Source organism: Spirabiliibacterium pneumoniae, from assembly GCF_014884995.1.
Classification (GTDB): domain Bacteria; phylum Pseudomonadota; class Gammaproteobacteria; order Enterobacterales; family Pasteurellaceae; genus Spirabiliibacterium; species Spirabiliibacterium pneumoniae.
This window is the reverse complement of the sequence record NZ_JABMII010000003.1, coordinates 27,961-52,258: the sequence shown is the minus strand read 5'-3', so window position 1 is coordinate 52,258 and position 24,298 is coordinate 27,961. Positions and strand designations below refer to the sequence as shown.

The 24,298-nt window shown below is 47.0% G+C and carries 35 protein-coding genes; 28 read left to right on the top strand and 7 right to left on the bottom strand.

All coding sequences use genetic code 11. The annotated features are described in order from the left end of the window. Positions 1-111 precede the first annotated feature (111 nt). Positions 112-1,221, top strand: coding sequence for an iron-sulfur cluster carrier protein ApbC (gene apbC / locus HPC38_RS01745; protein WP_208119560.1), 1,110 nt, complete (start codon positions 112-114; stop codon positions 1,219-1,221). Between the two features lie 390 nt (positions 1,222-1,611). Here apbC and HPC38_RS01740 read toward each other — a convergent pair whose 3' ends face one another. From HPC38_RS01740 to HPC38_RS10555, 3 genes are read right to left on the bottom strand one after another with little or no spacing between them, the layout of a single operon-like run. Beyond that, positions 1,612-2,637 (bottom strand): phage integrase, encoded by a 1,026-nt coding sequence (locus HPC38_RS01740; RefSeq protein WP_208119559.1) that lies wholly within the window; start codon positions 2,635-2,637, stop codon positions 1,612-1,614. A 3-nt stretch (positions 2,638-2,640) separates the two neighbouring features. Continuing rightward, entirely contained in the window at positions 2,641-3,558 is a 918-nt protein-coding gene (locus tag HPC38_RS01735; protein ID WP_208119558.1) for a BRCT domain-containing protein, read from the bottom strand. Beyond that, the gene (locus tag HPC38_RS10555) at positions 3,558-4,139 is read right to left on the bottom strand and encodes a helix-turn-helix transcriptional regulator (RefSeq protein ID WP_208119557.1); all 582 of its coding nucleotides are present in this window, start codon (positions 4,137-4,139) and stop codon (positions 3,558-3,560) included. Before HPC38_RS10555 ends, HPC38_RS01735 begins: the two co-directional genes overlap by 1 nt. 108 nt (positions 4,140-4,247) lie before the next feature. Between HPC38_RS10555 and HPC38_RS01725 the strand changes: the two genes are divergently transcribed. Beyond that, entirely contained in the window at positions 4,248-4,466 is a 219-nt protein-coding gene (locus HPC38_RS01725) for an excisionase family DNA-binding protein (protein ID WP_208119556.1), read from the top strand. A gap of 121 nt (positions 4,467-4,587) precedes the next feature. Here HPC38_RS01725 and HPC38_RS01720 read toward each other — a convergent pair whose 3' ends face one another. After that, positions 4,588-4,956: a hypothetical protein gene (locus tag HPC38_RS01720; protein ID WP_208119555.1), complete on the bottom strand. Its 369-nt coding sequence runs from the start codon at positions 4,954-4,956 to the stop codon at positions 4,588-4,590. Between the two features lie 35 nt (positions 4,957-4,991). Between HPC38_RS01720 and HPC38_RS01715 the strand changes: the two genes are divergently transcribed. The 12 genes from HPC38_RS01715 to HPC38_RS01660 all read left to right on the top strand — a co-directional run bounded on the left by HPC38_RS01715 (position 4,992) and on the right by HPC38_RS01660 (position 10,857). Beyond that, the gene (locus HPC38_RS01715; protein ID WP_208119554.1) at positions 4,992-5,510 is read left to right on the top strand and encodes a hypothetical protein; all 519 of its coding nucleotides are present in this window, start codon (positions 4,992-4,994) and stop codon (positions 5,508-5,510) included. Continuing rightward, complete coding sequence (locus HPC38_RS01710; protein ID WP_208119553.1) at positions 5,497-5,817, top strand: hypothetical protein; 321 nt, start codon at positions 5,497-5,499, stop codon at positions 5,815-5,817. Before HPC38_RS01715 ends, HPC38_RS01710 begins: the two co-directional genes overlap by 14 nt. Then, positions 5,814-6,023, top strand: coding sequence for a hypothetical protein (locus HPC38_RS01705; protein WP_208119552.1), 210 nt, complete (start codon positions 5,814-5,816; stop codon positions 6,021-6,023). The genes HPC38_RS01710 and HPC38_RS01705 overlap by 4 nt, the downstream gene beginning before the upstream one ends. A gap of 10 nt (positions 6,024-6,033) precedes the next feature. Next, the gene (locus tag HPC38_RS01700) at positions 6,034-6,309 is read left to right on the top strand and encodes a hypothetical protein (protein WP_208119551.1); all 276 of its coding nucleotides are present in this window, start codon (positions 6,034-6,036) and stop codon (positions 6,307-6,309) included. 3 nt (positions 6,310-6,312) lie between these two features. Further along, the gene (locus HPC38_RS01695) at positions 6,313-8,460 is read left to right on the top strand and encodes a replication endonuclease (RefSeq protein ID WP_208119550.1); all 2,148 of its coding nucleotides are present in this window, start codon (positions 6,313-6,315) and stop codon (positions 8,458-8,460) included. Between the two features lie 23 nt (positions 8,461-8,483). After that, on the top strand, positions 8,484-8,996 hold the full coding sequence (locus HPC38_RS01690; protein ID WP_208119549.1) for a phage N-6-adenine-methyltransferase: 513 nt from the start codon (positions 8,484-8,486) through the stop codon (positions 8,994-8,996). Then, complete coding sequence (locus tag HPC38_RS01685; RefSeq protein ID WP_208119548.1) at positions 8,989-9,153, top strand: hypothetical protein; 165 nt, start codon at positions 8,989-8,991, stop codon at positions 9,151-9,153. Before HPC38_RS01690 ends, HPC38_RS01685 begins: the two co-directional genes overlap by 8 nt. Beyond that, a complete protein-coding gene (locus tag HPC38_RS01680; RefSeq protein ID WP_208119547.1) occupies positions 9,134-9,298 on the top strand; it encodes a hypothetical protein in 165 nt (54 codons plus the stop codon). The genes HPC38_RS01685 and HPC38_RS01680 overlap by 20 nt, the downstream gene beginning before the upstream one ends. Positions 9,299-9,300: 2 nt before the next feature. Beyond that, on the top strand, positions 9,301-9,777 hold the full coding sequence (locus HPC38_RS01675) for a hypothetical protein (protein ID WP_208119546.1): 477 nt from the start codon (positions 9,301-9,303) through the stop codon (positions 9,775-9,777). A 96-nt stretch (positions 9,778-9,873) separates the two neighbouring features. Next, positions 9,874-10,131 (top strand): DinI-like family protein, encoded by a 258-nt coding sequence (locus HPC38_RS01670; protein ID WP_208119545.1) that lies wholly within the window; start codon positions 9,874-9,876, stop codon positions 10,129-10,131. Between the two features lie 91 nt (positions 10,132-10,222). After that, a complete protein-coding gene (locus HPC38_RS01665) occupies positions 10,223-10,399 on the top strand; it encodes a type II toxin-antitoxin system HicA family toxin (protein WP_208119544.1) in 177 nt (58 codons plus the stop codon). A gap of 44 nt (positions 10,400-10,443) precedes the next feature. Then, the gene (locus HPC38_RS01660) at positions 10,444-10,857 is read left to right on the top strand and encodes a type II toxin-antitoxin system HicB family antitoxin (protein ID WP_208119543.1); all 414 of its coding nucleotides are present in this window, start codon (positions 10,444-10,446) and stop codon (positions 10,855-10,857) included. 26 nt (positions 10,858-10,883) lie between these two features. On the opposite strand, the gene HPC38_RS01655 is transcribed toward HPC38_RS01660, so the two are convergent. From HPC38_RS01655 to HPC38_RS01645, 3 genes are all read right to left on the bottom strand, one after another. Then, positions 10,884-11,165: an ogr/Delta-like zinc finger family protein gene (locus HPC38_RS01655; protein ID WP_208119542.1), complete on the bottom strand. Its 282-nt coding sequence runs from the start codon at positions 11,163-11,165 to the stop codon at positions 10,884-10,886. 125 nt (positions 11,166-11,290) lie between these two features. Further along, positions 11,291-12,349, bottom strand: a complete 1,059-nt coding sequence (locus HPC38_RS01650) for a phage portal protein (protein WP_408021835.1) — start codon at positions 12,347-12,349, stop codon at positions 11,291-11,293. 2 nt (positions 12,350-12,351) lie between these two features. Further along, complete coding sequence (locus HPC38_RS01645) at positions 12,352-14,133, bottom strand: terminase large subunit domain-containing protein (RefSeq protein ID WP_208119541.1); 1,782 nt, start codon at positions 14,131-14,133, stop codon at positions 12,352-12,354. 166 nt (positions 14,134-14,299) lie between these two features. Between HPC38_RS01645 and HPC38_RS01640 the strand changes: the two genes are divergently transcribed. From HPC38_RS01640 to HPC38_RS01580, 14 genes are all read left to right on the top strand, one after another. Then, positions 14,300-15,196: a GPO family capsid scaffolding protein gene (locus HPC38_RS01640; protein WP_208119540.1), complete on the top strand. Its 897-nt coding sequence runs from the start codon at positions 14,300-14,302 to the stop codon at positions 15,194-15,196. A gap of 2 nt (positions 15,197-15,198) precedes the next feature. Beyond that, positions 15,199-16,209, top strand: a complete 1,011-nt coding sequence (locus tag HPC38_RS01635) for a phage major capsid protein, P2 family (protein WP_208119539.1) — start codon at positions 15,199-15,201, stop codon at positions 16,207-16,209. A 9-nt stretch (positions 16,210-16,218) separates the two neighbouring features. Beyond that, complete coding sequence (gene gpM, locus HPC38_RS01630) at positions 16,219-17,022, top strand: phage terminase small subunit (RefSeq protein ID WP_208119538.1); 804 nt, start codon at positions 16,219-16,221, stop codon at positions 17,020-17,022. Then, entirely contained in the window at positions 17,015-17,467 is a 453-nt protein-coding gene (locus HPC38_RS01625; RefSeq protein ID WP_208119537.1) for a head completion/stabilization protein, read from the top strand. The genes gpM and HPC38_RS01625 overlap by 8 nt, the downstream gene beginning before the upstream one ends. Further along, positions 17,455-17,925, top strand: a complete 471-nt coding sequence (locus tag HPC38_RS01620) for a phage tail protein (protein ID WP_208119536.1) — start codon at positions 17,455-17,457, stop codon at positions 17,923-17,925. The genes HPC38_RS01625 and HPC38_RS01620 overlap by 13 nt, the downstream gene beginning before the upstream one ends. After that, on the top strand, positions 17,922-18,614 hold the full coding sequence (locus HPC38_RS01615) for a phage virion morphogenesis protein (RefSeq protein WP_208119535.1): 693 nt from the start codon (positions 17,922-17,924) through the stop codon (positions 18,612-18,614). Before HPC38_RS01620 ends, HPC38_RS01615 begins: the two co-directional genes overlap by 4 nt. A gap of 159 nt (positions 18,615-18,773) precedes the next feature. Then, positions 18,774-19,907 carry a DUF2586 domain-containing protein gene (locus HPC38_RS01610; protein ID WP_208119534.1) on the top strand — a complete coding sequence of 378 codons (1,134 nt, stop codon included), beginning with the start codon at positions 18,774-18,776 and terminating at the stop codon, positions 19,905-19,907. Continuing rightward, positions 19,907-20,359, top strand: a complete 453-nt coding sequence (locus HPC38_RS01605) for a phage protein (RefSeq protein ID WP_208119533.1) — start codon at positions 19,907-19,909, stop codon at positions 20,357-20,359. Before HPC38_RS01610 ends, HPC38_RS01605 begins: the two co-directional genes overlap by 1 nt. A gap of 86 nt (positions 20,360-20,445) precedes the next feature. Next, positions 20,446-20,649: an HP1 family phage holin gene (locus tag HPC38_RS01600; protein ID WP_208119532.1), complete on the top strand. Its 204-nt coding sequence runs from the start codon at positions 20,446-20,448 to the stop codon at positions 20,647-20,649. Continuing rightward, positions 20,639-21,154, top strand: coding sequence for a lysozyme (locus HPC38_RS01595; RefSeq protein WP_208119655.1), 516 nt, complete (start codon positions 20,639-20,641; stop codon positions 21,152-21,154). Before HPC38_RS01600 ends, HPC38_RS01595 begins: the two co-directional genes overlap by 11 nt. Positions 21,155-21,424: 270 nt before the next feature. Further along, positions 21,425-21,691 (top strand): Rz1-like lysis system protein LysC, encoded by a 267-nt coding sequence (gene lysC / locus HPC38_RS10600; protein WP_408021834.1) that lies wholly within the window; start codon positions 21,425-21,427, stop codon positions 21,689-21,691. Then, positions 21,688-21,990, top strand: coding sequence for a putative phage tail assembly chaperone (locus tag HPC38_RS01585; protein ID WP_208119530.1), 303 nt, complete (start codon positions 21,688-21,690; stop codon positions 21,988-21,990). Before lysC ends, HPC38_RS01585 begins: the two co-directional genes overlap by 4 nt. A gap of 56 nt (positions 21,991-22,046) precedes the next feature. Then, on the top strand, positions 22,047-22,175 hold the full coding sequence (locus HPC38_RS10595; RefSeq protein ID WP_408021833.1) for a DUF6890 family protein: 129 nt from the start codon (positions 22,047-22,049) through the stop codon (positions 22,173-22,175). Between the two features lie 3 nt (positions 22,176-22,178). Then, the gene (locus HPC38_RS01580) at positions 22,179-24,296 is read left to right on the top strand and encodes a phage tail tape measure protein (RefSeq protein ID WP_208119529.1); all 2,118 of its coding nucleotides are present in this window, start codon (positions 22,179-22,181) and stop codon (positions 24,294-24,296) included. Positions 24,297-24,298: the final 2 nt, after the last annotated feature.

Sequence of the window (24,298 nt, the reverse complement as noted above, 5' to 3'; positions counted from 1 at the left end):
CCCTTTTTTCGCCGTAAACTGAATTAGTGCTTAACACAGCCCACCTTGCGTGGTTAAATAGTGGCGACGAATTTATATATCCCAAAACCGTATAAAAATAAAGGACTTGATATGACAATCACGTTTTCTCCAGCATTAGCGGACAAACAAAGTGCCATTGAAGCACTGTTTGCACAGTTTCAAGACGATACTTTGCAAAAAAGTTTAATTGACCTCAATGCTGTGAAAAAAATAGAACTCACAGACAGTACGCTCACTGTGGCGCTCACACTGCCCTTTGCGTGGAACAGTGGCTTTGAGCGCCTTCAAACCGCACTTTCAGACAAACTGCGTGAATTAACAGATGCCTGCAACATTGACTGGAAAATCAACTACACCATCGCCACCCTCAAACGCGCCAACGCCCACCCGCCGGTAAAAGGCGTGAAGAATATCATCGCCGTCACCTCTGGCAAAGGCGGCGTGGGCAAATCCAGCGTGGCAGTCAACCTTGCCCTTGCCCTGAAAGCACAAGGTGCACGGGTGGGGATTTTAGATGCCGATATTTACGGCCCCTCCATCCCCCATATGCTAGGCGCTGCTGACCAACGCCCAACATCACCTGATAATAAACACATGGTTGCCATCGAAGCCCACGGCATTTATGCCAACTCCATCGGATTTCTGATGGACGCTGACAACGCCACAATTTGGCGCGGGCCAATGGCAAGCAGCGCACTGAGCCAATTGCTGCAAGAAACGTTGTGGCCTGATTTAGACTACTTAGTCATCGACATGCCCCCAGGCACTGGCGACATTCAACTGACACTGTCGCAACAAATTCCCGTCACAGGCGCAATTGTTGTCACCACGCCGCAAGATATTGCGCTGCTTGACGCCATCAAAGGCATCGCCATGTTTGAACGTGTACAAGTGCCCGTTCTGGGCATTATTGAGAACATGAGCGTGCATATTTGTTCAAAGTGCGGTCATCAAGAAGCCATCTTCGGCACAGGCGGTGCAGAGAAAGTGGCTGAAAAATACCACATCAACGTACTAGGCAAAATCCCGCTGCACATTCAACTGCGAGAAGATCTCGATCGCGGCACCCCAACTGTCGCAGCTAACCCCAAGAGCCACATCGCGCACGCATTTCTCAATCTTGCCGAACAAGTTGCCGTCGAACTCTACTGGCAAGGCAGCGTCATCCCCTCTGAGATTATGTTTAGAGAAGTGAAGTGAAAAAACTACATATCGTTTAGCAAAATTTAAGTTAGACGGTGGCTGTTGTGACGTTTTGCAAATGTCACTTTTAAATAACAGCCACCGAACAGCCACCAGTGGGCAATTTTTGCAAAAGTGCGGTGATGATTAGGCATAAAAAAAGCCGCTAAGTTAGCGACTATCTTTTTGATTTGATTTACTATTTTAAATGGTGCCCGAGGCCAGACTTGAACTGGCACAGCTCGAAAGCCGAGGGATTTTAAAGACTTTTGTCCGCTCTTTTTAAATCAATAACTTATTTAAAAATCAATAAATTAAGCGTTACAAAAGACGCAAAAGACGCAAAATAAACAGCCACCACAGCCACCAAAAGCCCCAAGGGATTAGGGAAAATTTTAATCCCTTTGGCTATTTTATCCCCTGCAATGGGTTCAGGCTGACCGCACTTTCTAGGTGCGTTGGTGAGAAGTGTGCATAACGCATGGTCATTTCAACCGTGGAATGGCCCAAGATCTCTTTGAGCACTAACAGATTGCCACCATTCATCATAAAGTGGCTAGCAAACGTGTGGCGCAACACGTGTGTTAATTGCCCTTTGGGCAAATCAATCTCCGCACGCTCCACCGCGTTTGAAAACGCCTCATAAGCATCACCAAACAACCGCCCGCGGCGTTTGGGCAACATCGCGAACAATTCTGCGCTGATCGGCACGGTGCGGTTGCGTTTGCTTTTGGTATGCACGAACGTGATCCGCTGATTGCTCACCTGCGCCCCTGTCAAACTCTCCGCCTCACTCCAGCGTGCGCCCGTGGCAAGGCACACCCGCACAATTAGCCCAAGATCAGGGTTGCGCGAACGGTCACACTCCGCCAATAAGCGGCGGATTTCGTCGGCCTCTAAAAAAGCCAGTGCGGTTTCACTTTCACGAAATTGGCGCACGCCTTTTAATGGATTGTCGCCCTCCCACTTGCCAAGGCGTGACAGCTCATTGAACACCGCGCGCATATAGGCGTGCTCACGGTTGACGGTGGTTTGTTTGGGTGGCCGTTTAGGGTTGGCTGAAAATTTGCCCGCCAAACGCTGGCGGCGATATTCCGCAAAAACTTCAGCATCAAAATCGTGCGCCAGCGGGTCGCCCAAGTGTTGGCACACATTGAGCAATTTGGCCAAGCGTTGCTCGCCGTCGGAGAGCGTTTGCCCGTGCAAGTCATACCACAGCTGCACATAATAACTCACTGGCTTAAATGTGGGCTTGTGTTGCGCAGCGTCACCTTCAGCGGCTGAAAGTGCGGTTTCAGATTGAAAGGCGGGGTTATTGAGTGCGAAAAAGCCGTCCGCCTCTTTGCGTGTGGCAAACCAACGGCGCACGCGCTTGTCGCCTTTATAAAATTCAGCCAGCCACTTGCCTTTGCTTTTGTCTTTACGAACGGCCATAAATTAGTTTTCTTGTGGGATATCCCACTGACTTTCCGAAATGATTTTTACTGGGTGATTTCTTTCTTTTTGATAAGTTCGCGCAATCTCTACTTTTCTGCCGTAGGTGGTGTACATCCAGCCACGCGCGCTGAAAGTGCCAACAATGATATAATCTAAATCGGAGCGCCAGTCATCAATAACAATTGCACCTTGAGCAATAGCCAGTTGTTGGCATTTTTTGCGTGTGCCGTACTTAAACTTCCCAGTAAAACAAACAACCTTACCATCTAAATTAACATTTTCGACATAGTCAAAAAATGATTTTCCGAGCGCCATGCCCTCAATAATATCATCACTACTGCCACTAAAATCCTTGATCAATTCCATTAAGTGATTTTTTAATTTCTCTTTTTCGCTAACATCATCAATTTCTTTTAGGTCAATGACGACATCATAGAATTTTGAACAAATAGGATCTTCTCTAAGCACTTCATAGGTGGCCAATAGCGACTCCAAGTACTCTAGTTCTCTATCATTGATTTTGTTATCAGCTAAAAAGCCAATGCACGCCCCTTGCAAAAAGTTAACGCAGGCCTCGTGATAGTAAAAGTGCTGATGGGCATAATTGTGAATAAAGTCGTTAAGCTGGTCTGTGATGGTCTTAAAATAGCCAATTGCTTTGACTGTGATTTCTTTATCATCAAGCTGACTATTTAAAAGGTTATCCGTGATAGCTAATAAATCGGAGGTTATTTGATCAGGTATTCTGCCATAAAAGTAGCTTTCGAGGGTGTTTAAAATCCACGTGTTTAAATATAGAATTTCATTTCTATTGACTTCACCATCACATGAAAGCGCATTAATCAAAGCAATCAAATTCATTGAGTATTTAACATGCTCAAGCGGATAATCAGCATCTTGATTAAATCTTTTCGCCATCACACACGCTCCATTTTTAAAATCACTTTTCCAAGCACTTTGATATTTTCCACGGCGGTGTCAAAGTCAAAATTGCCACCAGCTATGTGAACCTGTTTACCTGGCATTAAGGTGAGTTGCCTAATCCATGCCGAGTTTTCAACCACTACCAAATATTCGCCATCAATCAAATCGCCAAATTCCACCGCCACAAAGAAAGTGCGGTCGCCATCGATTACACACAATGTTTTGTCGGGGTCAGTATCAGGTGGCAAATGTGGCAAGGTGAATGACGTCGGCGGCATTTCGATCAGCTTTCCGCCATCGAGTTTGATGCACTCAAACGATTTGAGATCGCTTTCGTCATTGAAGACCGGCTCTTTCCCCAAAGCCAAATATTCTAACCTTGCGCCAGTTTCTAAAGCACCACGGATTACCAATTCAGCAGGAAAAAAGCCCCTAGATGCCCAAGTCCCAAAAGTACTATGTGGCATTTCTAAATGCTCAGCAAGCAATCGACGGTTAGAAAAGCCATAGGCTTTGAGCAACCGTGAGATCACTTCTTTGCCACCAATAAAGTGGAAATTATTTTCAAATGACACAAAAATCCCTATTGACACAATTAAAGGTTTAAAATATCATTCATATGTGTCAAATGACACAAAAGAATACAAAAGACACAAAAGACACGTTTTTTAAGAGAGTACATTATGAGCCTAAATAACGCAATGTGTACAAATGTACAGAACAAGCCGACTTATATCTCCGTGCGAGAGCTTGCCAACGCCACGGGGATTTCTCACAGCAAATTAATACGACTTATTGGAAAAGGCGTAATCCCAGCCTTTCGTCTGCCAGGCGGTAAAAAATTCTGGTTGAAAGAAGAAGATGCCGTCAACGCCATTGAACAATTCAAAGTGATCAACTAACAAAAAAACCGCACAAAGTGCGGTCGGGGGTGGAATATGAACAATCATATCAAATCATCACGTTATCTTTCTGACAAGTGGAAAGAAACCGTTGCAAAAAATTATGCCTATCTGAAACAGATTATCTATCAGCAAGCAACGCTGAAAAATAGCTAAGTTCACGGGAGAGGCAAAATGTATCAAATGGATCTTTCGTGGCATTCAGTTGGGCTTGTTTTTCGTTCATCAACTGCTTTAGCTGTTCAATCTGTTCATCGTCTAGCACGTTTGAGAGTTGGCGGAGTACGCGTTCAGCATAGGCTATTTTCTGTGATAGCTGTGCACGATGACGGCTATCAGTTAAGTCAAAACTTAACTCTGACATCACATTGGGAAAATCTTTTTCAAGCAGCTGCCCTTGCTCTGACGACAGTAAAGCAAGCGCTTCAATGCAAACACTATTCAATGCTGTGGCACTTAACATTTTTTCTTGTTGGGACGTCAACTTCATCGTTAATCCTTATGTAATCAAGTTAGAGGTGGAATATGAAAACAACCAATCAAGATGTGCACGCGCAGCTTATAAAACAAGCCCAAAAATTGAGCCTTGAATTAGCGCGCTTTTCTCAATGGCTTAAAGTCTATCAGCACGCCGAACAATCATCACAACGCGCAGCCAGCCCACTGGCTCACCTTGAACGGTATATTGGACAAGCTACTCGGCATAATCCTGCGTTTTTGTCAAAAATGCGAGGTAATGCGCCAAGAAATCAGCTGTTGGCTGATGTGTTTGCTGCGCTTTCTCAACTTGCTGATAAACCTCTTGCTCAAACGCACTCAATAACTCGGGTGAATGCCGCGCCACAGCGCGAATCAAGCACCCACTCAACGTTTCAAGCGCCGAGTGCGCCACCTGAAGTTCTAGCAGCTGTTTTTGGAGTTGTTCAACAGTTTTATCAGTCTGATCGGTCATTGGGGCAAATCCTTAAGTTAAGTCAAGCATTAAATCAAATCTGGCTGAAAGCATACCGCAAAGAACGTGGGGTTGGCAATGCAGCAAGATAAAACACCGTGCTCCACCATTAGAAAAAATGACTGGGGCGCATTGCGATCATTCACGCGCGCTGCGCGGTTTTATGTCAAGCGAGATTACAACAGGCTCGACAAGTCAGACAAAACGTTTTTATGCACGCTTGCCGAAATAGACCGTTACGAAAATTTCGCAAAATACGACTACGAACAACGCCAAAAGCTAGCCTATGCCTTTCGCCGCATTCGCAAGCTAAGCAAAGCATTTAACCACGGCAATGCCGTATCCATCAAAGATTTTATTTGTGATGCCGAAAAACCAAAAAAGGGAGCAATGAAATGAACATTCAAGCCAAAAACATTAATGTGAATGCCGTCAATCACTATTTCTACTATTGGCAAGATAGCTTTGACGTTTTTGTGGAGCTATCCCACAGCGCCACCACCGACGCCGAGCGCCAACACTGGCAACACTTAGCCGCCCTTGCGCAGCGCAATCTCGCCGCACTTGAGCGCCTTGTCAGCCAAGCCATCGCCACGTTGCATTAATGGGGGCGTTATGGAGTACTTTATCGAATTGGCGCAAAACCGCTATAAAGTGGCACTGGTCGGCAATTATCTTGAAGTGACCGAGCTAAAAGCCACTAAGCAAGACACATGGGAGTTAGGTAAAAATTGGGCATTTGATCAAATCAGTAGTTTTTTTGATTTCATCCTTTCCCGTGAGTTTCGAGTAACAGGCAATACCTTCACACGTGAAAACCTTGTTTGCGCAAGGTTGATCTTACGCAGCTTTGTTTCCGAACTAAATGGCATTCGTGATTTGGAGTGGTAAGCCATGCACGCTGTCAGCCACGCCACCGCCACCACACAAACCGCCCAACCAAGGGCGGTTGATTTTCGCCGTGAAGCCTTTTTTGAGCGCAACCCAAACCCCACCCAAATGCAAATTGCGTTGTTTGAAACCAACGCAGACGATTACGACTTAGTCGAAAAGTGGCTGTGCAAGCTGCCACGCAAACGCCAGCGCGAACACTTTCGCAAGTTGTATGTGAACGCCTACAAGGCCGTGAAAAACGACGGCTCCATCGCGTTTAAGTGCGGCAATAAGCAGCGCAAAGCAGCCAACACCTATATGCGCGAGGTGCTGTTTAAGCGGCTCAATCTTGTGCTTGACCAATACGACTGCCACGTGGCGCAATTTTCCATGCAGCATTACCGCGAGCCAGACTTTGACAAAAACGCACCCCACAAATACACCGCAGCCATTAAGCGGCACATTAACAAATTTGCCAAGCAACCATTTTATTTAATCCCACCCGCACTGCTGGAGGATTACGCCCGCACCGTGGCCAGCATTATTGAGCAAAATCAAGTGGACTTTATGAAAACCAAAAGCCCAGAGGCGGAGAACCTCACGCCCGAAACGGAGCGGGAGATCTTTCTTGAGCTTTATCAACAGTGCGGGGAATTTTGTTTAAAAATCGGTTTCCCGATCGCGCATTGGGAAAAGGCCAAAACCAAAAAAGGCTTGCGCTGGTTAAAGGGTGAAAAGCTCGACACCGCATTGAGCCAAGTGGCGGACGCCAAATACTGGCTGCGCCGTATGCGCACCACCCAAAAACGAATGGTGGAACACATCGCCATCGCCTGCGGTGAAGTGCAAAAGCGCACGAGTGCGTATGTATCACACAACGCATTCGCCGAACACAAAGCCCAAGTGAAAAAGAATTACGACTTCCTGCGCGCCATGATTTTGGAAAACGTGGCCGACCCGAAAGACCAAGCAGAGCTTTTGGATATGTATTTAAAATCCAATTCCAACCCAGCCTTGCGCCGTCAAGAATTGATGACGCGCCTCAATGGCCTTGAAACATGGGCGGAGCACAACGGGTGGCACGCACTATTTGTGACGCTCACCGCCCCGTCATCATTCCACGCGCAATTGCACCACGGCGGGGAAAACCCGAAATACAACGGTGCTAGCCCCCGCGACACACAAGCCCACTTAAACAAAGTGTGGGTGCAAGCGCGCGCCATTTTTGCCCAGCGCAAAATCAAGTTTTTTGGTATGCGCTGCGCCGAGCCACACCACGACGCCACCCCACACTGGCACATGCTGATGTTTGTGCGCCAAGAATGCCGCGACGAGGTGGCCGAAGTCTTGCGCCGCAAAGGGCTGGAAGTGGACGGCGACGAAAAAGGCGCGGCCGAGCATCGCGTAAAGGTGGAAGACTGCGATAAATCCAAAGGTTCAGCCACGGGTTACATCACCAAATACATATCCAAAAATATTGACGGCTACGCGCTCAAGGGCGAAACATCCGACGAAGTGGACGATATGCCCCTGCGCGAAAATGCCAGCCGCTCACGCGCGTGGGCAAGCCGGTGGAACATTCGCCAATTTCAATTTTACGGCGACCCTGGTGTCAGCATTTGGCGTGAATTGCGCCGCTTAGTTGAAGGTGAAATAAAAGATAAAGCCATCAAAGATACGTGGTTTGGCGCCGATCTAGGTGACTATGCGTGGTACATCGACAAACAAGGCGGCGCGGGTGCGCCCCGTGCGGATCGGCTAATCAAATTGCACTACGAAACCACCAGCACCAACAAATATGGCCAGCCACAAAAACGCATTGTGGGCATCGCCAAAAACATCTGCGCCGCCCTGGGCGATTTTATCAAAACAAGAAAGAAAAAATGGACTATCAAAAAACGCCCGAACCCACGCACAGAGCGGGATAGCGCCACCGACATTGGCGCGCTTGCGCGCCCTTGGACTTGTGTCAGTAACTGTAATAGTACAGATTTTAAGCAAAGCATAAAAAATGAGCTAAAACGGCTGATGTTTAAAGTTACTGACCACCATGTTGAGCATATTTTGAACGGCAAAAGGCTTTATTTGACCAAATCCGAGAGCGTCACGCTCAAAAATAACATGCTGATCACCGAGCGGCACGACCACCCACGGGATCGATCCGTCTAAATTTCACACGCTAGGAGAAAGCAATGCAACCAAAACCACTAAAAGAAAAGGACTACTGGGCCACGCCCCACGACGTATTCGCTGGCATTGAGCGCATCACATCACTGCGTTTTGAGCTGGACGCCTGCGCCAACGCGCAAAACACAAAGTGCGGTCACTTCATCAGCGAGCAGCAAAACACGCTCGCCACGGCGTGGGGGCGTAACCGCGCAGTGTTTATGAATCCACCTTATTCCAACCCGCTGCCATTCGTAGAGCGCGCCATTCGCGCCCGCAATGAAGAGGATTGCAACGTGGCCGTGCTACTCAATGCCGACACCAGTACCCGCTGGTTTGATTTAATCGCCGAGCATGCGCAAGAGATCTTTTTCATCACTCAAGGGCGTGTGGCGTTTTTGGATTACCGCACGGGGAAAGCTATACGTGGCAACAACCGCCCACAGTTAATCGCCTGCTTTTACAACGACAGCCACAAGCCGTGGCTAGATGAACAAATCACCCACTACATACCGCTGAAGGAGCTGATCCATGATTGACGAACTGACAACTGCACTTTGTAACCCACAAAGCCCCGCCGAGTGCATCGCCCACTGGCTGGCGCAATTACCGAAAGGCGACGCACCGGTGCTAGACACGCCACACAGCGCCAGCTCAATTGAAGAGGATAAAGCAAATGCTGGATCTCTTGTATAAATGCTGGCTACTGATTAAGGGCATTGGCTACGGCATCGCCACCGTGTTGTTAGTGCTGGCCGTGGTGATGACAGATGATGCCGTGCTCCGCTACATCCTAGTGGTGGGATTTAGTTTGATACTTTGTAGAATTTTATGGGGGTAATTATGAAAAATTTTTATTTAGACTTGGACTTGGAAAAAGCCTTGGCTGGTGAGCCAGTAAAACTAAAGAATGGCGATAAAGCCTTTGTGAAGTATGTTATCCCTGAACAATATAAAACTTCCGCTCCATTACGAGGTTTTATTGTGGCTGATCATTCAGTCCTTTCCGCTGAATGGTTATTAAATGGGAAAGACAAAGGTGGTTTTTCTGGGTTTGATATTGTCGGAATGTGGGAAGAGCCAAACCGCATTATCAATGACGTTGGAGTGCCCCCTTGTGTTACCGAGGAAACTTGGGCTGATGATAAAACGTATTATTTAGTTAATTTACTTGGTGACTGCTGTTATTGTTGTGGTTTGCTTAAAAAAAATTGTAGAGATGATGAGGCTATTGTTCAACGCGGCTTAGCCTTCGAAACCAAGGCAGGCGCACAAGCGATGGCCAAAGCGCTGTTAAATTACATGGTGGAAGATATATAAGCCACAATTTATGCTGCAGCATAAAAAACTAGACGTGATATTCCCTTGTGATTATATTGTATAAACATACAGTATAATCACAGTGAGGAGTTCATCATGAAACAATTAGATATTCGCTTTGCTAAAGAGCATGATTCAAAGAAAGCCGCCGCGCAAGCCGCCATTATAGAACAATTAAAGACGGTGTTACCAAAGCGCATCGAGGAAAAGTTTTCAGGTGTTAATGTTCGCATTCGCCTGGCAAGTTCACAAGGGTTTGAGATCAGCGGCTTTACGAACAAAACAGAAAAGGAAAAATTTACAGAATATCTAGAGGAGTTGTGGAACGATAGCACGTTGATAGAATATGAATAGTAAAAAAATAAACAAAAAAGTTTATTTTAATACTTGCAAAAGTAAACAAAAATGTTTATTATAACCACATCTTAAAACACACGGAGGCTAAATGAAACAAAGTGAGTTTTTAAGATGGCTGAAAGCGCAAGGCGTTGAGGTAAAAGAAGGTGGAAATCACATTAAACTTTATCTTAGCGGCAAACAATCGGTAATGCCTCGACAACCGTCAAAAGAAATTAAGACGGGGACGATGAAAGCGATTAAAAAGCAATTAGGTCTTCAATAATCCCAAGCCCTCGCAAGGGGGCTTGTTTTAAGATGAGGTGATGAATGTTATATCCTGCAAAATTTGAGAAAGAAGGTGACGGCTTTAACGTGACTTTTCGTGATATTCCAGAAGCTATCACTTGTGGTGATGACTATGAAGACGCGGTTTTTATGGCAAAAGATGCCTTATTGACAGCAATGGATTTTTATTTTGAAGATCAACGCCCTGTGCCATTACCAAGCAAACCTCGTAAAGATGAAGTATTGATTGATTTGCCGCCAAGTGTATTTGCAAAAGTCTTGTTGCTCAATGAAATGCTTTCGCAACAAATCTCAAATGTGGATTTAGCAAAACGCATCAATGTTAAGCCGCAAGAAATGCAACGTATTACTAACCTATCTCATAACACTAAAATTGATACTATTGGCAAGGCTCTGTCTGCATTAGGAAAACATCTGCAGCTAAGTGTTGCGTAATAAAAAACCGCCTGTGGGCGGTTTTTTTATGCACTCTCTTTGATTTTTGGCTGGCTGATTAGCTTGATGATGTCGGCTTTTTCTTTGTCGGAAAGTTGATTGATAAGGTGATGAATTAGGCTGTTTTTCACATAGCTGCTGGCGCGGGTGGCGTGGCTGTATTCAACGGAAAGCACAAAGCGGTGGCCGCATTCGTGATTACGGCAAGAACAATAAAAACGGCTTAAATCGTGGTGCATTCGCTCCGTCTTGTTAATGACACACGGTGAGCTGCAGAACTTGCAATAAATTTCAACTTGTCGCGCCATTTGCATTAATCCTATTCACAACCAAACAAGAAAAAATATACCAAAAAAGAGGGGGTTTGAAAACTAAAAAACCTGTCATTTTATACAGTATTTTTCTTGACTTTTGACAACCTCAAGCGCAGCAATTAGTTAGATTCATCTTCATCTTTTTGCTCAAAAATTACCCGCAATTTGCCCACAATTTCAGGGTCGGCGTTGATGGCCTGGGTGATGATTTCCTGCATTGGCAGCACCTCGTCTTGTCGGTAAGCGGTGCGGATTTTCATCGGGTCGCCTAAGCCGCCTGTGTTGCTTGGAATGATGCCACTCAAGCCTGGTGGGAATCGGTGCGCGGTTAAAATATCCTGCGAGCTTATGTTTTTGATGTTGGCAAATTCGTCTTTTGTGCCACTGTCGCCAATTGGGATAATTTTCACGCCGTCGGGGTTGCCGTTTGGAATATTGATAAACATGGAGCGGAAATTACCGATCCCTTTTGACGCGCTGATCTTTTTGGCGATCTCGTCTTCCATCTCTTCGCTCAAATCAGGGTCGGTGGTGTAGAGAATAAAGCCCATATGCGCCCCGTTGCTAAAATACCGCCGACGAAAGGTGGTCGACTCACTGTTGAGCAGCGCCGACTGAATGCCGCCCACATAATCGGGCGAGCCGTAAACCTGCTGCATTGGGTCATAAAGTTTGATAAAAATAATGTCTTTGGCATTGTATTGGTAATAGTCTTCGGGGCTGTCTAAATTGCCCAGAGATTTTTTGAGCAAATAAAGAAAGTTGCCATCTTTGCCCACGCGTAAATACAGTGACGACAACACATGCAACCGTATCACCTGCCCCAGTGCATTGCGGATTTTAAGCAAGCCCACGTCGCCAAACTGCACCAAATTCAAGCAAAGCGCGCGCATATCCAGTTTTGATAGCGCACCGCTAACATAATCCCCGCTAATCATATTTGCGCGGCTGTGCAAAATGCCACAGTGTTGCGCATTTTGGTGGGGCAATTTCGCCAGCATAAAGCGGTTAATCGGTGGCAAATAACACGGGTATTGCTGGTGCATGCCTAAGCCTAAATAATCCAGCGCGGGCGCGCCGATCAATTCATTAGCGGAAAACTGCGCCACGGTTGGCGCAATCGGTTTAACCACCATTTTTTGGGCTGTTTGGTTTTTTTTTGTTGCTGTGTTGTTCATGGTTATCTCCACGCACTGCGGCGTTTCTTGTTATCGTTTAACGGTTTTTTGTTTATGGCGTTGCAAATCGCCCAAAACACGTCGGCGTGCTGATTTTGGCTGTTGCGATCAGCCACAAATGTTTGTTTGCTGCCTTTTTGGGTGCTGGTTTGCTTAATCATTAAAAAGCTGGCGGGGATGTCGCTTTCTTTGTCGGACCATTCGATCAAGTGCTTGTCCACCAAGTCATAGACTTTGAGTACCATTTCGGCTTTTACATCGGGGCTATAATTAATCGGCGTGGCGGCACGTCGAGCAAAATCAGCCACCATTTCATACACGCCATAGCCCACGCCGCTGGTGTCAATGCCTATGTAAGTGATGTTGTAGCACTCGCACAATTTGCGGATTTGCTCCGCTTGATAGGTGTAGCTCAAGCCGTGCCATTGAAAGCGCGCCAAAAGGCGGTATTTTTCGCCCGGTAACGCGGGCGGGGCTATCAGCACAAAGCTTGCGCCATCAACGCTGTGTGCGGGGTCGTAGCCTGCCCACACTTCACGCTGACCAAACGGTGCCGTGCTTGTCGGGTCAAAATCGCGCCATTTCGCCACATCCACCGCACAGCGGAGCAAATCTTTAATGTTGAAAATGCTGTCGCCGTCATCTACCCACGCGCACATAAAAAGCTGCTCAAACGCACTTTTGTTGTATTGCTCACGTAGTTGATCAATATCAAATAGCGTACCCGCTCCGCCTTTTATCGCGTCTTCAATGGTGATCACATAGCGCCACTGACCATCGGGGCAAACACGCCTACCGTCGCGCATTTCGGCCATGGTTGGAAATGCCTGCTGCTTGCGATCGCTGTACCCCTTGCGCCAGCTTTCCCCACTCCAAAACGCATAAGAGGCGTGCAGCTTACTGCTCGGGGTTGAAAAGTAGGTTTGACGCCATTTTTTGTGCGTTGCCATTGCCGACGCCACGGTGTTAAATTCATCAAAGTTGCGCAGCCACGCATACTCATCACCATAAACGTGGCCGTGATAGCCCTGCGCCGTGCTTTTATTGGTGGAAAGAAAGTGCAGCTCCGCGCCATTGCTCAAGATGATTGGGTTGCCCTTAAGCTCCAGCTCAAAATATTCCCGCGCCATTTTTCGAATGTAGATCAAAAAAATCTCGGCTTGTTTCTTACTGGCTGACAAAAAAATCTGATTGTCGCCGCTGAAAATCGCGTCTTCTAATGCCTCAAAGGCAAAATAATAGGTCGCCCCAATTTGGCGGCTTTTTAAAATGTTGCGAATGCGCTGGTTTTTGTTGTCACGCAATATGCGTTGATAGGTAAACAGCGAATCAATAAACGGCTGTGCCATGTCGGGCGTGATGTGTGAAACATCATTTTTAACCGCACTTTTGCCCCTTTTTGCGCGCACTGGCGCGTTTTCTCCACTCTCCTGTGTGTTGGCTTGCCTTGCGGCCTTTTCACGCTCCTGCGCGCGGAGCTTTTTGTATTGAATATCTTTATCAATCAATGCTTCAAGCTCTTTGATGTCTTGATCACTTTTATTCTCGCGATCAGAGAGCGCCATAATTCGCAAAGCGATCAACTCTTCCACTCCACGCTCGCCCAGCATATTGCGCCACTGGTATTTCTCCGCCCAATAATAGATCGGGCGTGGGCTTTTTAGTCCCAGCTCATTGGCAATTTCTGCGGGTGTGTATTTTTTCAGGTAAAGGTAGCGCGCAGCGTAGATCGTCTCGTCGCTGTATTGGCTTGATTGTCGGATTCGTAGTTGTTTGCGTTCCATAGGCGCATTTTTCCACGCCACACAACAAAAATCGCTTGTCGCATTTCGGTTATTTTCGGTTATTCGCTATTTTTGCCCAATAACCGAAAATAGCCGAATTTGTGTGAATGATTTTCATCATAAAAAGGGGTAAAACTAAAAATTATTTTAATCAGGTGCACACATAATGAGCAAAACCGAATTAACAACCGATTACATCTCCGTGGCATTAAGTGGTCGCGCCATTGACGGGCGCGAAATCCGCCCAGAGTGGCTCGAACAAGCTGCTGAACAATACGACCCTGCGCTCTACGGCGCCAATATCTATTTTGAGCACTACCGCGGATTAGGCTCCTTTGGCACAGTGCAAGCGCTGCAAGCCAAAAAAGACGGCGGTAAGGTGCGCTTGTATGCCAAAATTTCACCAACGCCAGAGCTGTTAGAGCTTAATCAGCGTGGCCAAAAACAATACACCAGTGTGGAAATCATCCCCCAATTTGCTGACACGGGCAAAGCGTACCTTGTGGGCTTAGGCATTACCGACAGCCCCGCTAGCCTGGGCACAACCCGCTTGCAATTCTCCAGCCGCGTCAATGAAAGTGCGGTCATCTCCGACGTGCAAGAGTTCAATTTGGGGCTGGACGCTGCAACCGAGCTTTCACAAGCTGAACAACAATCCCTATTTAAACGCTTTTTAAATTTCAGCGCGCGCTTGTTTGGTGACGACACTCAAGCCAGCACCGACGCGCCAGAACACTTTTCTCACAACAATAATAATAACAACGAGGAATTAACCATGACGAAAGACGAAATCACCGCAGTGGTGACCACTGCCGTGTCCGCGGCGTTTGCTGCGCAAATGCAAGCGCTTGAGGCAAAAGCCGCCGAGGCAAAACCTGCCGAGCCTGCCAAAGATGAGCAAGCGGAAAAATTCGCCGCCCTTGAGAAAGCGTTGCAAGACACGAACGCACAATTGGCGCAGTTGAAAAAAGACTTCGCCGCCGCGGTGAACACGCAAGCCACCGAAGAGCCAAGCAGCAAACCGCTTGATGATAATAACTACGGCGTAAATATGGCGGTGTAATTATGCGTAAAGTTCAAGCATTCAATCACTTTTTAACTGGCGTGGCGAAATATTACGGCGCAGATCTTGAGGCCGTGTTGCGTGGTCATTCATTCTCACTTAACACCCCGCAAGCAGCGGAATTGGGCGAGAATATCCAACAACGCTCCGATTTTTTGAAAAAAATCAACATGGAGATGGTCACCGACATGAGCGGTTATAAACTCTTCGGTGCAACAGAAAAAGGCATCACAGGGCGCAAACCTGATGCCCGCTATTTGGCCAAATTGGATCACACCCAAAATAAATACGAGCTCAAAGACACCGACTCGGGCGTCATTATCCCGTGGGCGATGTTTGACAACTTTGCCCGCTTTGGCGACCGCCTAGCCGCACGTTATGCTGAATATGTTCAACAACAAATTGCGCTGGATATGCTGCAGATCGGCTGGCACGGTAAATCTGCCGAGGCGACCACATCACAAAGCGATCTAAGTGACGTCAATAAAGGCTGGTTGCAGTTAATGCGAGAGCAAAAAGCCACCAACATTCTGACCAAGGGCAAAGAAAACAACAAAATCAAAATTTTTGGTGATGCTGCCGATTATGACAATTTAGATCAATTGGCCTATGATCTAAAACAAGGTATTGACTTACGTCACCGCGATCGCAACGATTTGGTGTTCTTAGTCGGTGCTGATTTGGTGGCGATGGAGTCGGAATTAGTCAGCAAAGCTCACGGCTTGCAACCAACCGAAAAAGCCGCGTTAGGTATGCGCAACTTAATGGGCTCATTCGGTGGGATGGAGGCCATCGTGCCGCCAAACTTCCCAGCCCGTGGCGCAGTAGTTACCACCTTGAGCAACTTGTCTATCTACACCCAAGAAGACAGCGTGCGCCGCTCAATCCGCAATGACGAAGACAAAAAAGGCGTTATCAATAGCTACTACCGCAACGAGGGTTATGTGGTTGAAGACACTGGCCTATTTGTGGGCATTGAGCCGAAAAACGTCAAACTCAACGGTGAGCCGTAGGAGCAAGCTATGGGAATTCGTCAATTTCAAGCCGAAATGCAAGCCCTTGAGCAGTTGGAAGCGCAATCACGCGTCACCGCTGCCACGCTGGCCGACAATGTGCCCAGTGCACAAAGTGCGGTGCAAATTGCCTTGCAAAACGATTTGAACAAAATTCGCGAGTTCCCAAGCCTTGCCGAGCGTGCCAAGTATAAGCGCGATCAGTTCTTGCCTAAATGGCAAGGGCTGGTCGATGACTATTTAAATGGTAATCAGGTTTATCAAAATGATTTATTGGTTTACTGCATTATTTTTAGTTTTGACGCTGGCGAGCTGGACCGTGCATTGCAATTGGCGGATGTTGCCATCGCCCAAGGGCAAGCCATGCCCGAGGGCTTTAAAAGTAATTTGCCAACGTTTGTCGCAGATCAAGTCTTCAATTGGGCTGACCGCCTGGCTTGTGTGGGACATAGTGTTGAGCCGTACTTTACCGACACATTGGAAAAAGTCACCACTCAATGGCGATTGCACGAAGTGGTCACCGCCAAATGGTACAAAGCCGCCGCACAGCTGCTGCTGCGCAACGCACAAGGCAAAGTTCACCCAGCGAGTGTTGACGACGCTCAAGCGCTGCAAGTGGCGCTATTTATGGTCTTGCAAGCGCAAAAGCTAAACCACAAAGCAGGCGTTAATGATTTAATTTCGCGCATTCAAATGCGCCTAAACAAGCTCCACCCAAATGCGGATCAGATGGTGGCATTGCAAAGCCTTACCATGGCGGACTGCCTTGCCAAAATCCGATCCCGCATTTCCAACGGGGGTGATGATGTTTAACGGCATTGCAACTGACTACGACGATAGCGTGATCAGCTCTACTGGCTTTTGGGGCAATATCAGCGTTCGCGACTTTCAAAAAACGCGCGCAATCCCAATGCAAATCCCGGTTGAGATGATTAAAAGTGTGCTATTGCAAGCCATGCAAGCCCTTGAGTATGACTTAAGTGCGGTGGTACTAGGTTATCAAGCCCAAGGCTACACCCGCGCCGAAGACGTGCCTAGCGCCACGATTGGCGGCTTAAATCATATCCAAGCGCTTTATCAAAAGGCGGTATTTGCCCGCGCCAAAGCGGACTTGCTGCCCGAATTTTTGACCCTATCCGCGCGCGACCTGCACGAAAATAGGGATCTTGTAACCGAACAAAAAAGCCTATTGTCGGAGGCGGCATTTGCTATCCGTACGTTAAAGGGCAAGAAGCGGGGTGCGGTATGGTTGATTTAATGATCTATGAAAAATTAACCCAATTTTTGCAGCAAAAGCTGCCCGCGCAATATCGCAACAACTTATATTCGTGGATTGCTAGCGGCACCTTGATTAATCAAGGCGCACAAGTCACCGCCGATCAGGTTGAAGTGGCGCACATTAAATACACGGCCACGCTGTTATTTAGCGAATTTCCTTATCGTCACATTTCTGCCGTGTGGCTGATGGCGTTAATTCAGCAGTGGCTTAATCAAAACGACGAAATGCGCTGCCAGTTAGATTTTAGTGAAACCACGTTTGATGTTGATTTATATGACGACGACACCGCCGACATCACATTCAATGTGGAATTTCAAGAGCCGATCACCGCGCGCAAAGATGAAAGCGGCAATATTGACATCAACGGCGAAAAATACCGCATTGAAAAAATCAGCATTAATTACGCCGAAGAAATCGACGTCGTGGTGAAACAATGAGCGCACTAAATGGCTTAACACAAAGCAGCATTAAGCGGCTGAAAACTGATTTTAAACTGCTGACGCTAAGCCGTGAGAAAAAAAGACAAGTCTTGCAGCGAACCGCATGGCGAATGAAAGACAAAGCCAAAAAAGCAGTGAGCCAACAAAAAAGCCCCGATGGCAAAAGCTGGGAAAAGCGCAAAAAAGGCTCGGGCAAAATGCTCAAGCACCGCGCGCAGTATTTGAAAACCAAAGGGCAAGGCGCGAATAAAGTGAAAATGGGTTACACCATACCCAGCTCCGCCCGTATTGCAGCCGAGCACCAATATGGCCTTGAAGTTGAACTGGCAAGCAATAGCAAATTGACAACAGCGGATCGCGTAAGGCTCAACAAAATAATCCACAACCCCGCCACCGCCAAACAAGCGGACAAATTGCGGACGTTGGGTTATCAAATCCAACTTAAAGGCGGCAAAAAGAAACGTGCCACGATCCGCGATATACAAAATCGGCTAACGGTGGGACAAGCGGGCTTAATTATTCGCTTGATGAACGAAAAGTTAAAAAAAGAGGCACAAGCGGCCAAAAGCCAGGGCGGCAAAATCAAACTTCCCGAGCGGCCATTTTTAGACGAAAACACCCAGCGCAATGCCGACATTCTGTCGCAGGAATTAGGGAAAGTTTTAAAACCAGTGGCTAAGAAATAGAAAATTAATCAAAGGAGCTTGTGATGGAATACGGATTTTTTAAAGTGATGATTTTTATTCTGCTGGTGGTGCTGGTGTGGCGGTTGCCAAATCTGATCACCGCACTTTACTTATTTTTTAACAAATAATGACCGATAACAAAAACAACAAGGGGTCTTTATGACATTTCCAAACGTGCAGATCAACACCCTTAATCTATTAAGCGGTGAAAGCAAAGAGATTGAGCGCCACGCGCTGTTTGTTGGCGTAGGCGAAACGAACAAAGGCAAGTTTTTTGCCCTTACGCCCGACAGTGACTTTGACACAATTTTTGGCAAATCACCCACCGAGCTGAAAAAGCAAGTTTACACCGCGATGGTGAACGCGGGGCAAAACTGGTTCGCGCACGTGTACATTGCCGACGAAAGTGGCTTCGACATTGAAAAAATCGTCAACGCGGCGCAAAGCGTGGGGAGTTTTGAATATATCGTCAACACCCGCACCACCAATTTGCAAAAAACCGACATTACTAAGTTGCAGGTGTTGTTTTCTGAATTGATGGCCAAACTAGGTCGCCGCACCTTTTTCATTCAAGCGGTGGCGGGCATTAATAGCGACAGCCGCTCGGGCGAAACGTGGCAGCAGTATGTTGAAAAACTTACCACGCTGCAAAAAACTGTTGCCGCCGATCACGTGATGCTTGTGCCTAACCTTTTGGGCACTGACGTGGGCGCACTGGCGGGGCGTTTAGCCAGCCGTGCGGTGAGCATTGCCGACAGCCCAGCGCGAGTGAAAACAGGCGCTTTGCTCAACGTGGGCGCAACCTTGCCGAAAGACAAAGACGGCGTCGAGCTGACACTGGCGCAGCTCAAAGAGCTGGAAAAAGCCCGCTTTAGCGTCTTTATGTGGTACCCAGATTACGACGGCTTTTACTGGTCTGACGGGCGCACGCTAGACGTGGAAGGCGGCGACTATCAAGTGATCGAAAACGTGCGCGTGGCTGACAAAGCGGCACGCAAAGTGCGGTTGCTGGCGATTGGCAAAATTGCCGACCGTTCGTTCAATTCCACACTGGCGAGCACCGAGCAACACAAAACCTATTTTGCTAAGCCACTGCGCGACATGAGCAAAGGCACAACCATTGCGGGACGGTTTTTCCCAGGTGAATGTATGCCACCGCAAGAAGATGACATTGTCATCACCTGGCACAGCAAAACGAAAGTCACCATTTACATGAAAGTGCGGCCATACGACTGCCCGAAAGAAATTGTGGTGAATATTTTCTTAGATCTTGAAACCTTAGGAGGCGAATAATGGGCGCTCGTATTTCAGGCATGAACTTTGATTTTATGGTCTATGGCGTGCCAGTACACGCGGAAAGCGTTTCGCTTTCCATCACTGACAACTCCGCGGTGGCGCAAACCAACGGCGTGCCCGACGGCTTTGTAGATGGCGACGTCACGGGCGAAGGTGAAATTGAGTTAGATGTGCGCAATGCCAACAAGCTCAACACAGCCGCTGCGGGTGCGGGGTCTTATCGCGATTTGCCGTTGGTGGATTTGGTCTTTTTTGCACAACGTGAAAAAGAGCGTTTTAAAGTGGAAGCGTTCGAGTGCAAATTGATGTTGACCGACCTTTTGAGCATTGACCCGAAAGGCGGCGCAAAATCCACCGTGAAAGTGAAATATTTTGTCACAAGCCCAGACTTTGTGCGGATCAATGGCGTGCCTTATCTCTCACGCCAAGACACGCGCGATCTAGGCTAACAGGTTTGCGTGGGCGGATTGGGCATTAACATAACAATAATAATAAACAAAAGAGCAATCCAGCCCACGCATTTTAAGGTTGTACGATGAATAAATTCGATAATGTGCCTTATTTAGGCGCGATTGTGTCAATTTTGAGTGTGTGGGGCGTGAGTGAATGGGCAGCCGTGTTTGGGATCTTATTCGGCTTTGCGACACTGGCGATCAACTTTCATTACAAGCGCAAAGAATATCAATTAAAACTGGAAGAATTAAAAAGGAAATACCCACGTGCGAAAGATAATCCGTAAAGCGGCAGTGTGTAGTGTGGCGGTGATTATTGGGCTGGTGGTCAGCCAACACAATGATGAAATCCGCACCAGCACCCGCGGGCTTGAAATTATTGGCAATGCCGAGGGCTGCCGCCGTGAGCCTTACAAATGCCCCGCCGACGTGCTCACCGTGGGTATTGGATCAACTGCGGCCAGTGGCAATGCGATTGTGAAAAAACACTACACCGACGCCGAAATCGCCGCGCGCTGGGTGGCGGATATTCAGCACGCCGAGCGCTGTGTCAACCACTACGCCAACGGTGAAAAACTCACCCAGGGGCAATTTGAGGCGCTGACATCGCTCACCTTTAACGTGGGCTGTGGCCGGCTGAAAAATTCCACTATTTATCGCCTTGCCCGCGAAGGCAAGAAAACCGCACTTTGTAACGCGTTTCGCCGCTGGATTTACGCAGGTGGAAAGCCATTACAAGGGCTAATTAACCGACGCGAACAGGAGCGTGATTTATGTTTAACGGGCGAATAATTGGCATTCAAGGGGTGGCGATCGCGGTGCTGATTTTGCTCAACCTTTTTGCCAGTTTTCAAAACAACAACCAAAAAGCCAAATTAGACGTGCTGGAAACCGCCTTGAGTGCGCAGAAAAAGCAAAATTTGGCCTTGTATGCCGAGGTGCTGAAAAACCGCGACGTGGTGGCGCAATTTCAACAACAGCAAACGGAATTAATCAGCGCATTGCGTGAGCAACAAGCCCACGCTGCAGCACACACCAAAGCACTGAAACAGGAGCTAGAGAATGAGAATAATCAAAGCTGGGCTGATCGCCGTGTGCCTGCTGGCATTGCACGCGTGTTCAACCAACGAGGCGCAACCGGTGGTGCTCAACACCCCGCTGCTGTGCCCACAAGTGAGCGAGTGCAAGGCGCAAACGCCGCACATCACCACCAATAAAGATTTAGTTATAGCACTGGACAACGCGTTAAACGGCCTTGAACAGTGCGAAATCATCAACCGCACTTTGCAAAATTGCATTGCGCATTACAACAACGGAGCAAAACAATGAGTAAAGCAACCGAATTATTAGATCAACTGCAAGCAAAATATAAATCTAGCGTTACCATTTCGATTAATGGCTATGATTTTGTATTTCATCGTGACGATGCCGCTTACGATGCATTTTTAAACGAAATAACCGAAAGTAATAAGTTAACCCCGATGAAAGATTACTTGTTGCAAATTGTTGAACGTGATCAAAAAGACGATCTATTAAAGATTATTCACTTGCCAGGCATTGCAGCAGGCATTACCGCCAAAGTGAACGGCGAATTTATCCCGAAACTTGAGATCACGGTAAAAAACTAACTGAACGGGTAAATGCAATTGATCGCAATGGCTATTCACAGGCCATTGCTCTACGAATGCAGTATTTACCCGATCAAGATAACAGTGAAATCAATTTAGCGCGCGCACTTTGGCTTGATAAGCATTATCACGAAACGCTAGCTTGCGCCGTAACAAAGGGAATTTGTGACGCATTTAAAGGTTAAATAATGTCATTCGCTGAACATGGTTTACATTACACAATTTCTTTAACAGATTTGATGTCGCCAGGCGTCAAAGAGATTGTTAAAGAAGTAGACAAATTAGGTACCCGAGGCAAGCAAGCGATGATGCAAATAGGCATTGGCGCAGCTGGCCTTGTTACAACCGGTATGGCGCTATCGCGTGCGCTGGCGCCCGCCATTGATATGCAACGCGCACTCGGTGAAGTGAAGTCATTAGATGTTAGCGAAAATGCGTTAAACAAACTCAAAGATACCGCACTTGAATTTAGCTCCGCCTATGGTGGCGTGGCGGCGGACTTTGTGAAGTCATCTTATGATATTCAGTCCGCCATTGCGGGGCTAAGTGATGATGAATTAGCGTCATTTACGCGCGCAAGCAACTTGTTAGCGAAAGGCACAAAATCAACAGCCGATACCATTACCAACTACATGGGCACAATGTACGGCATTTTTGCTGACGAAGCTGACCAAATGGGCAAGGCTAACTGGGTTGATAAAATCACAGGGCAAACCGCCGCAGCGGTGAAAATGTTCAAAACCGACGGTAACAAAATGAGTGACGCATTCAAAACACTGGGTGCAACCGCTAAAGCCGCGGGGATTGATATTGCGGAACAGTACGCCGTATTGGGTAACTTGCAAGCCACAATGAGCGGATCGGAATCCGCCACCAAATATAAATCATTCTTGACCAACATCTTTAAAGCACAGAAAAAACTGGGCTTGAGCTTTACCGACAACAACAATCAAATGCTCGATATGGTCACTATTTTGGGCAAAATCAAGCATAAATATGGCGCCACCATTGATGAGGCCGAGTCGGCGGAGTTGAAAAAAGCTTTCGGTACGGACGAGGCTGTGGCAACGATTAAATTATTGTTGCCACAATTGCACAAACTCAAAGGCGACATTCACAGCATCGCGCAAGTTAGTAACACCGTTGATCTTGATAAAATGGCGCGATCAGTGCTTGACCCGTGGCAGCAATTATCCGCCATTTTGACCAATATCAAAATCGCCATTGGTGGCGAGGTGCTAAAAGCCATCAATCCACTTGTTCAAAAAATTGCTGATTTGGGGAGTGATTTTGTGAAGTGGCTCACCACATACAAAAACATTGCACGCTGGATCGGCTATATCGTGGGGCTATTGATTGGCTTTACGGCGATCACAGCAACCGTGACGTTAATAGTAGGTTTATTCAAGGCATGGGGTGTGGCCTTAGCGTTTGTGGCATCACCGATTGGGCTGATTGTTCTTGCTATCGCTGGCATTGGCGTGGTGATCTATTCCGTGCGTAATGAGATCAAAGCATTCTTTTCAGGGCTTATGTCGGGCCTAAAAAAGGCGGGAATCAGTTTTGATCCCGTTATTAATGCTTTTGGCCGTATGTGGAGTTCATTATCCAATATTTGGGCGATTTTTAGCCGACTAAATGATGCCTTAACCTTTACGATTAATAGCAGCTATGACTTATCAAGCATTGGGGAATTAATTGGCAGATCGTTTGGTTTTGTCTTTGATATTTTTGTTGATGTATTAAATACCTTCGCCAATTTGTTTGAAACGGTTGAGGCTGTATTTTCTAACGTTACAAAACATCTGATCAAACTGTGGGATGACGTGGTCAATAATTGGAGCAAAAAATCCGCAGGTGAAATCTTTGGCGATTTAGTCAGTGGCATTGGTAACATCTTTGCCGATTTATGGGTTGGCGTTAAAAATATGGCGCTTGAAAGTATCAATTTTATTATCAGACAGATTAATAAATTATCAGGCCTTGTTGGCTTTAAATTTGATGAATTTGAAATTGATAAAGACAGCGGTTTTTATAATCGAACTGGTGCAAGCGAAAGTCTGCTCAACACCACAAAAGCATTGACCACAAATACCATAGCAACCCCTAACTTGCAATTGAATGACAATGCAAAACCGCAATTAGTCAATTCATCGACAACGGGCATCAACACGAAAAACATTGCAAACAATGTGAACAATTCGGTGAACATTCACAAAATTGAAGTGAACAACCCACAAAATATGCAAGAAATTTTAAATGAGGCGCAAAAGCTATCTAACGCCCGCGCTGCGTTGGCATTCTAGGG

Excerpts from the sequence above, each read along its gene's own strand:
- apbC (WP_208119560.1), top strand. The coding sequence starts at position 112 with ATGACAATCACGTTTTCTCCAGCATTAGCGGACAAACAAAGTGCCATT.
- HPC38_RS01740 (WP_208119559.1), bottom strand. The coding sequence starts at position 2,637 with ATGGCCGTTCGTAAAGACAAAAGCAAAGGCAAGTGGCTGGCTGAATTT.
- HPC38_RS01735 (WP_208119558.1), bottom strand. The coding sequence starts at position 3,558 with ATGGCGAAAAGATTTAATCAAGATGCTGATTATCCGCTTGAGCATGTT.
- HPC38_RS01725 (WP_208119556.1), top strand. The coding sequence starts at position 4,248 with ATGAGCCTAAATAACGCAATGTGTACAAATGTACAGAACAAGCCGACT.
- HPC38_RS01720 (WP_208119555.1), bottom strand. The coding sequence starts at position 4,956 with ATGAAGTTGACGTCCCAACAAGAAAAAATGTTAAGTGCCACAGCATTG.
- HPC38_RS01715 (WP_208119554.1), top strand. The coding sequence starts at position 4,992 with ATGAAAACAACCAATCAAGATGTGCACGCGCAGCTTATAAAACAAGCC.
- HPC38_RS01710 (WP_208119553.1), top strand. The coding sequence starts at position 5,497 with ATGCAGCAAGATAAAACACCGTGCTCCACCATTAGAAAAAATGACTGG.
- HPC38_RS01705 (WP_208119552.1), top strand. The coding sequence starts at position 5,814 with ATGAACATTCAAGCCAAAAACATTAATGTGAATGCCGTCAATCACTAT.
- HPC38_RS01700 (WP_208119551.1), top strand. The coding sequence starts at position 6,034 with ATGGAGTACTTTATCGAATTGGCGCAAAACCGCTATAAAGTGGCACTG.
- HPC38_RS01695 (WP_208119550.1), top strand. The coding sequence starts at position 6,313 with ATGCACGCTGTCAGCCACGCCACCGCCACCACACAAACCGCCCAACCA.
- HPC38_RS01690 (WP_208119549.1), top strand. The coding sequence starts at position 8,484 with ATGCAACCAAAACCACTAAAAGAAAAGGACTACTGGGCCACGCCCCAC.
- HPC38_RS01685 (WP_208119548.1), top strand. The coding sequence starts at position 8,989 with ATGATTGACGAACTGACAACTGCACTTTGTAACCCACAAAGCCCCGCC.
- HPC38_RS01680 (WP_208119547.1), top strand. The coding sequence starts at position 9,134 with ATGCTGGATCTCTTGTATAAATGCTGGCTACTGATTAAGGGCATTGGC.
- HPC38_RS01675 (WP_208119546.1), top strand. The coding sequence starts at position 9,301 with ATGAAAAATTTTTATTTAGACTTGGACTTGGAAAAAGCCTTGGCTGGT.
- HPC38_RS01670 (WP_208119545.1), top strand. The coding sequence starts at position 9,874 with ATGAAACAATTAGATATTCGCTTTGCTAAAGAGCATGATTCAAAGAAA.
- HPC38_RS01665 (WP_208119544.1), top strand. The coding sequence starts at position 10,223 with ATGAAACAAAGTGAGTTTTTAAGATGGCTGAAAGCGCAAGGCGTTGAG.
- HPC38_RS01660 (WP_208119543.1), top strand. The coding sequence starts at position 10,444 with ATGTTATATCCTGCAAAATTTGAGAAAGAAGGTGACGGCTTTAACGTG.
- HPC38_RS01655 (WP_208119542.1), bottom strand. The coding sequence starts at position 11,165 with ATGGCGCGACAAGTTGAAATTTATTGCAAGTTCTGCAGCTCACCGTGT.
- HPC38_RS01650 (WP_408021835.1), bottom strand. The coding sequence starts at position 12,349 with ATGAACAACACAGCAACAAAAAAAAACCAAACAGCCCAAAAAATGGTG.
- HPC38_RS01645 (WP_208119541.1), bottom strand. The coding sequence starts at position 14,133 with ATGGAACGCAAACAACTACGAATCCGACAATCAAGCCAATACAGCGAC.
- HPC38_RS01640 (WP_208119540.1), top strand. The coding sequence starts at position 14,300 with ATGAGCAAAACCGAATTAACAACCGATTACATCTCCGTGGCATTAAGT.
- HPC38_RS01635 (WP_208119539.1), top strand. The coding sequence starts at position 15,199 with ATGCGTAAAGTTCAAGCATTCAATCACTTTTTAACTGGCGTGGCGAAA.
- gpM (WP_208119538.1), top strand. The coding sequence starts at position 16,219 with ATGGGAATTCGTCAATTTCAAGCCGAAATGCAAGCCCTTGAGCAGTTG.
- HPC38_RS01625 (WP_208119537.1), top strand. The coding sequence starts at position 17,015 with ATGTTTAACGGCATTGCAACTGACTACGACGATAGCGTGATCAGCTCT.
- HPC38_RS01620 (WP_208119536.1), top strand. The coding sequence starts at position 17,455 with ATGGTTGATTTAATGATCTATGAAAAATTAACCCAATTTTTGCAGCAA.
- HPC38_RS01615 (WP_208119535.1), top strand. The coding sequence starts at position 17,922 with ATGAGCGCACTAAATGGCTTAACACAAAGCAGCATTAAGCGGCTGAAA.
- HPC38_RS01610 (WP_208119534.1), top strand. The coding sequence starts at position 18,774 with ATGACATTTCCAAACGTGCAGATCAACACCCTTAATCTATTAAGCGGT.
- HPC38_RS01605 (WP_208119533.1), top strand. The coding sequence starts at position 19,907 with ATGGGCGCTCGTATTTCAGGCATGAACTTTGATTTTATGGTCTATGGC.
- HPC38_RS01600 (WP_208119532.1), top strand. The coding sequence starts at position 20,446 with ATGAATAAATTCGATAATGTGCCTTATTTAGGCGCGATTGTGTCAATT.
- lysC (WP_408021834.1), top strand. The coding sequence starts at position 21,425 with ATGAGAATAATCAAAGCTGGGCTGATCGCCGTGTGCCTGCTGGCATTG.
- HPC38_RS01585 (WP_208119530.1), top strand. The coding sequence starts at position 21,688 with ATGAGTAAAGCAACCGAATTATTAGATCAACTGCAAGCAAAATATAAA.
- HPC38_RS10595 (WP_408021833.1), top strand. The coding sequence starts at position 22,047 with ATGCAGTATTTACCCGATCAAGATAACAGTGAAATCAATTTAGCGCGC.
- HPC38_RS01580 (WP_208119529.1), top strand. The coding sequence starts at position 22,179 with ATGTCATTCGCTGAACATGGTTTACATTACACAATTTCTTTAACAGAT.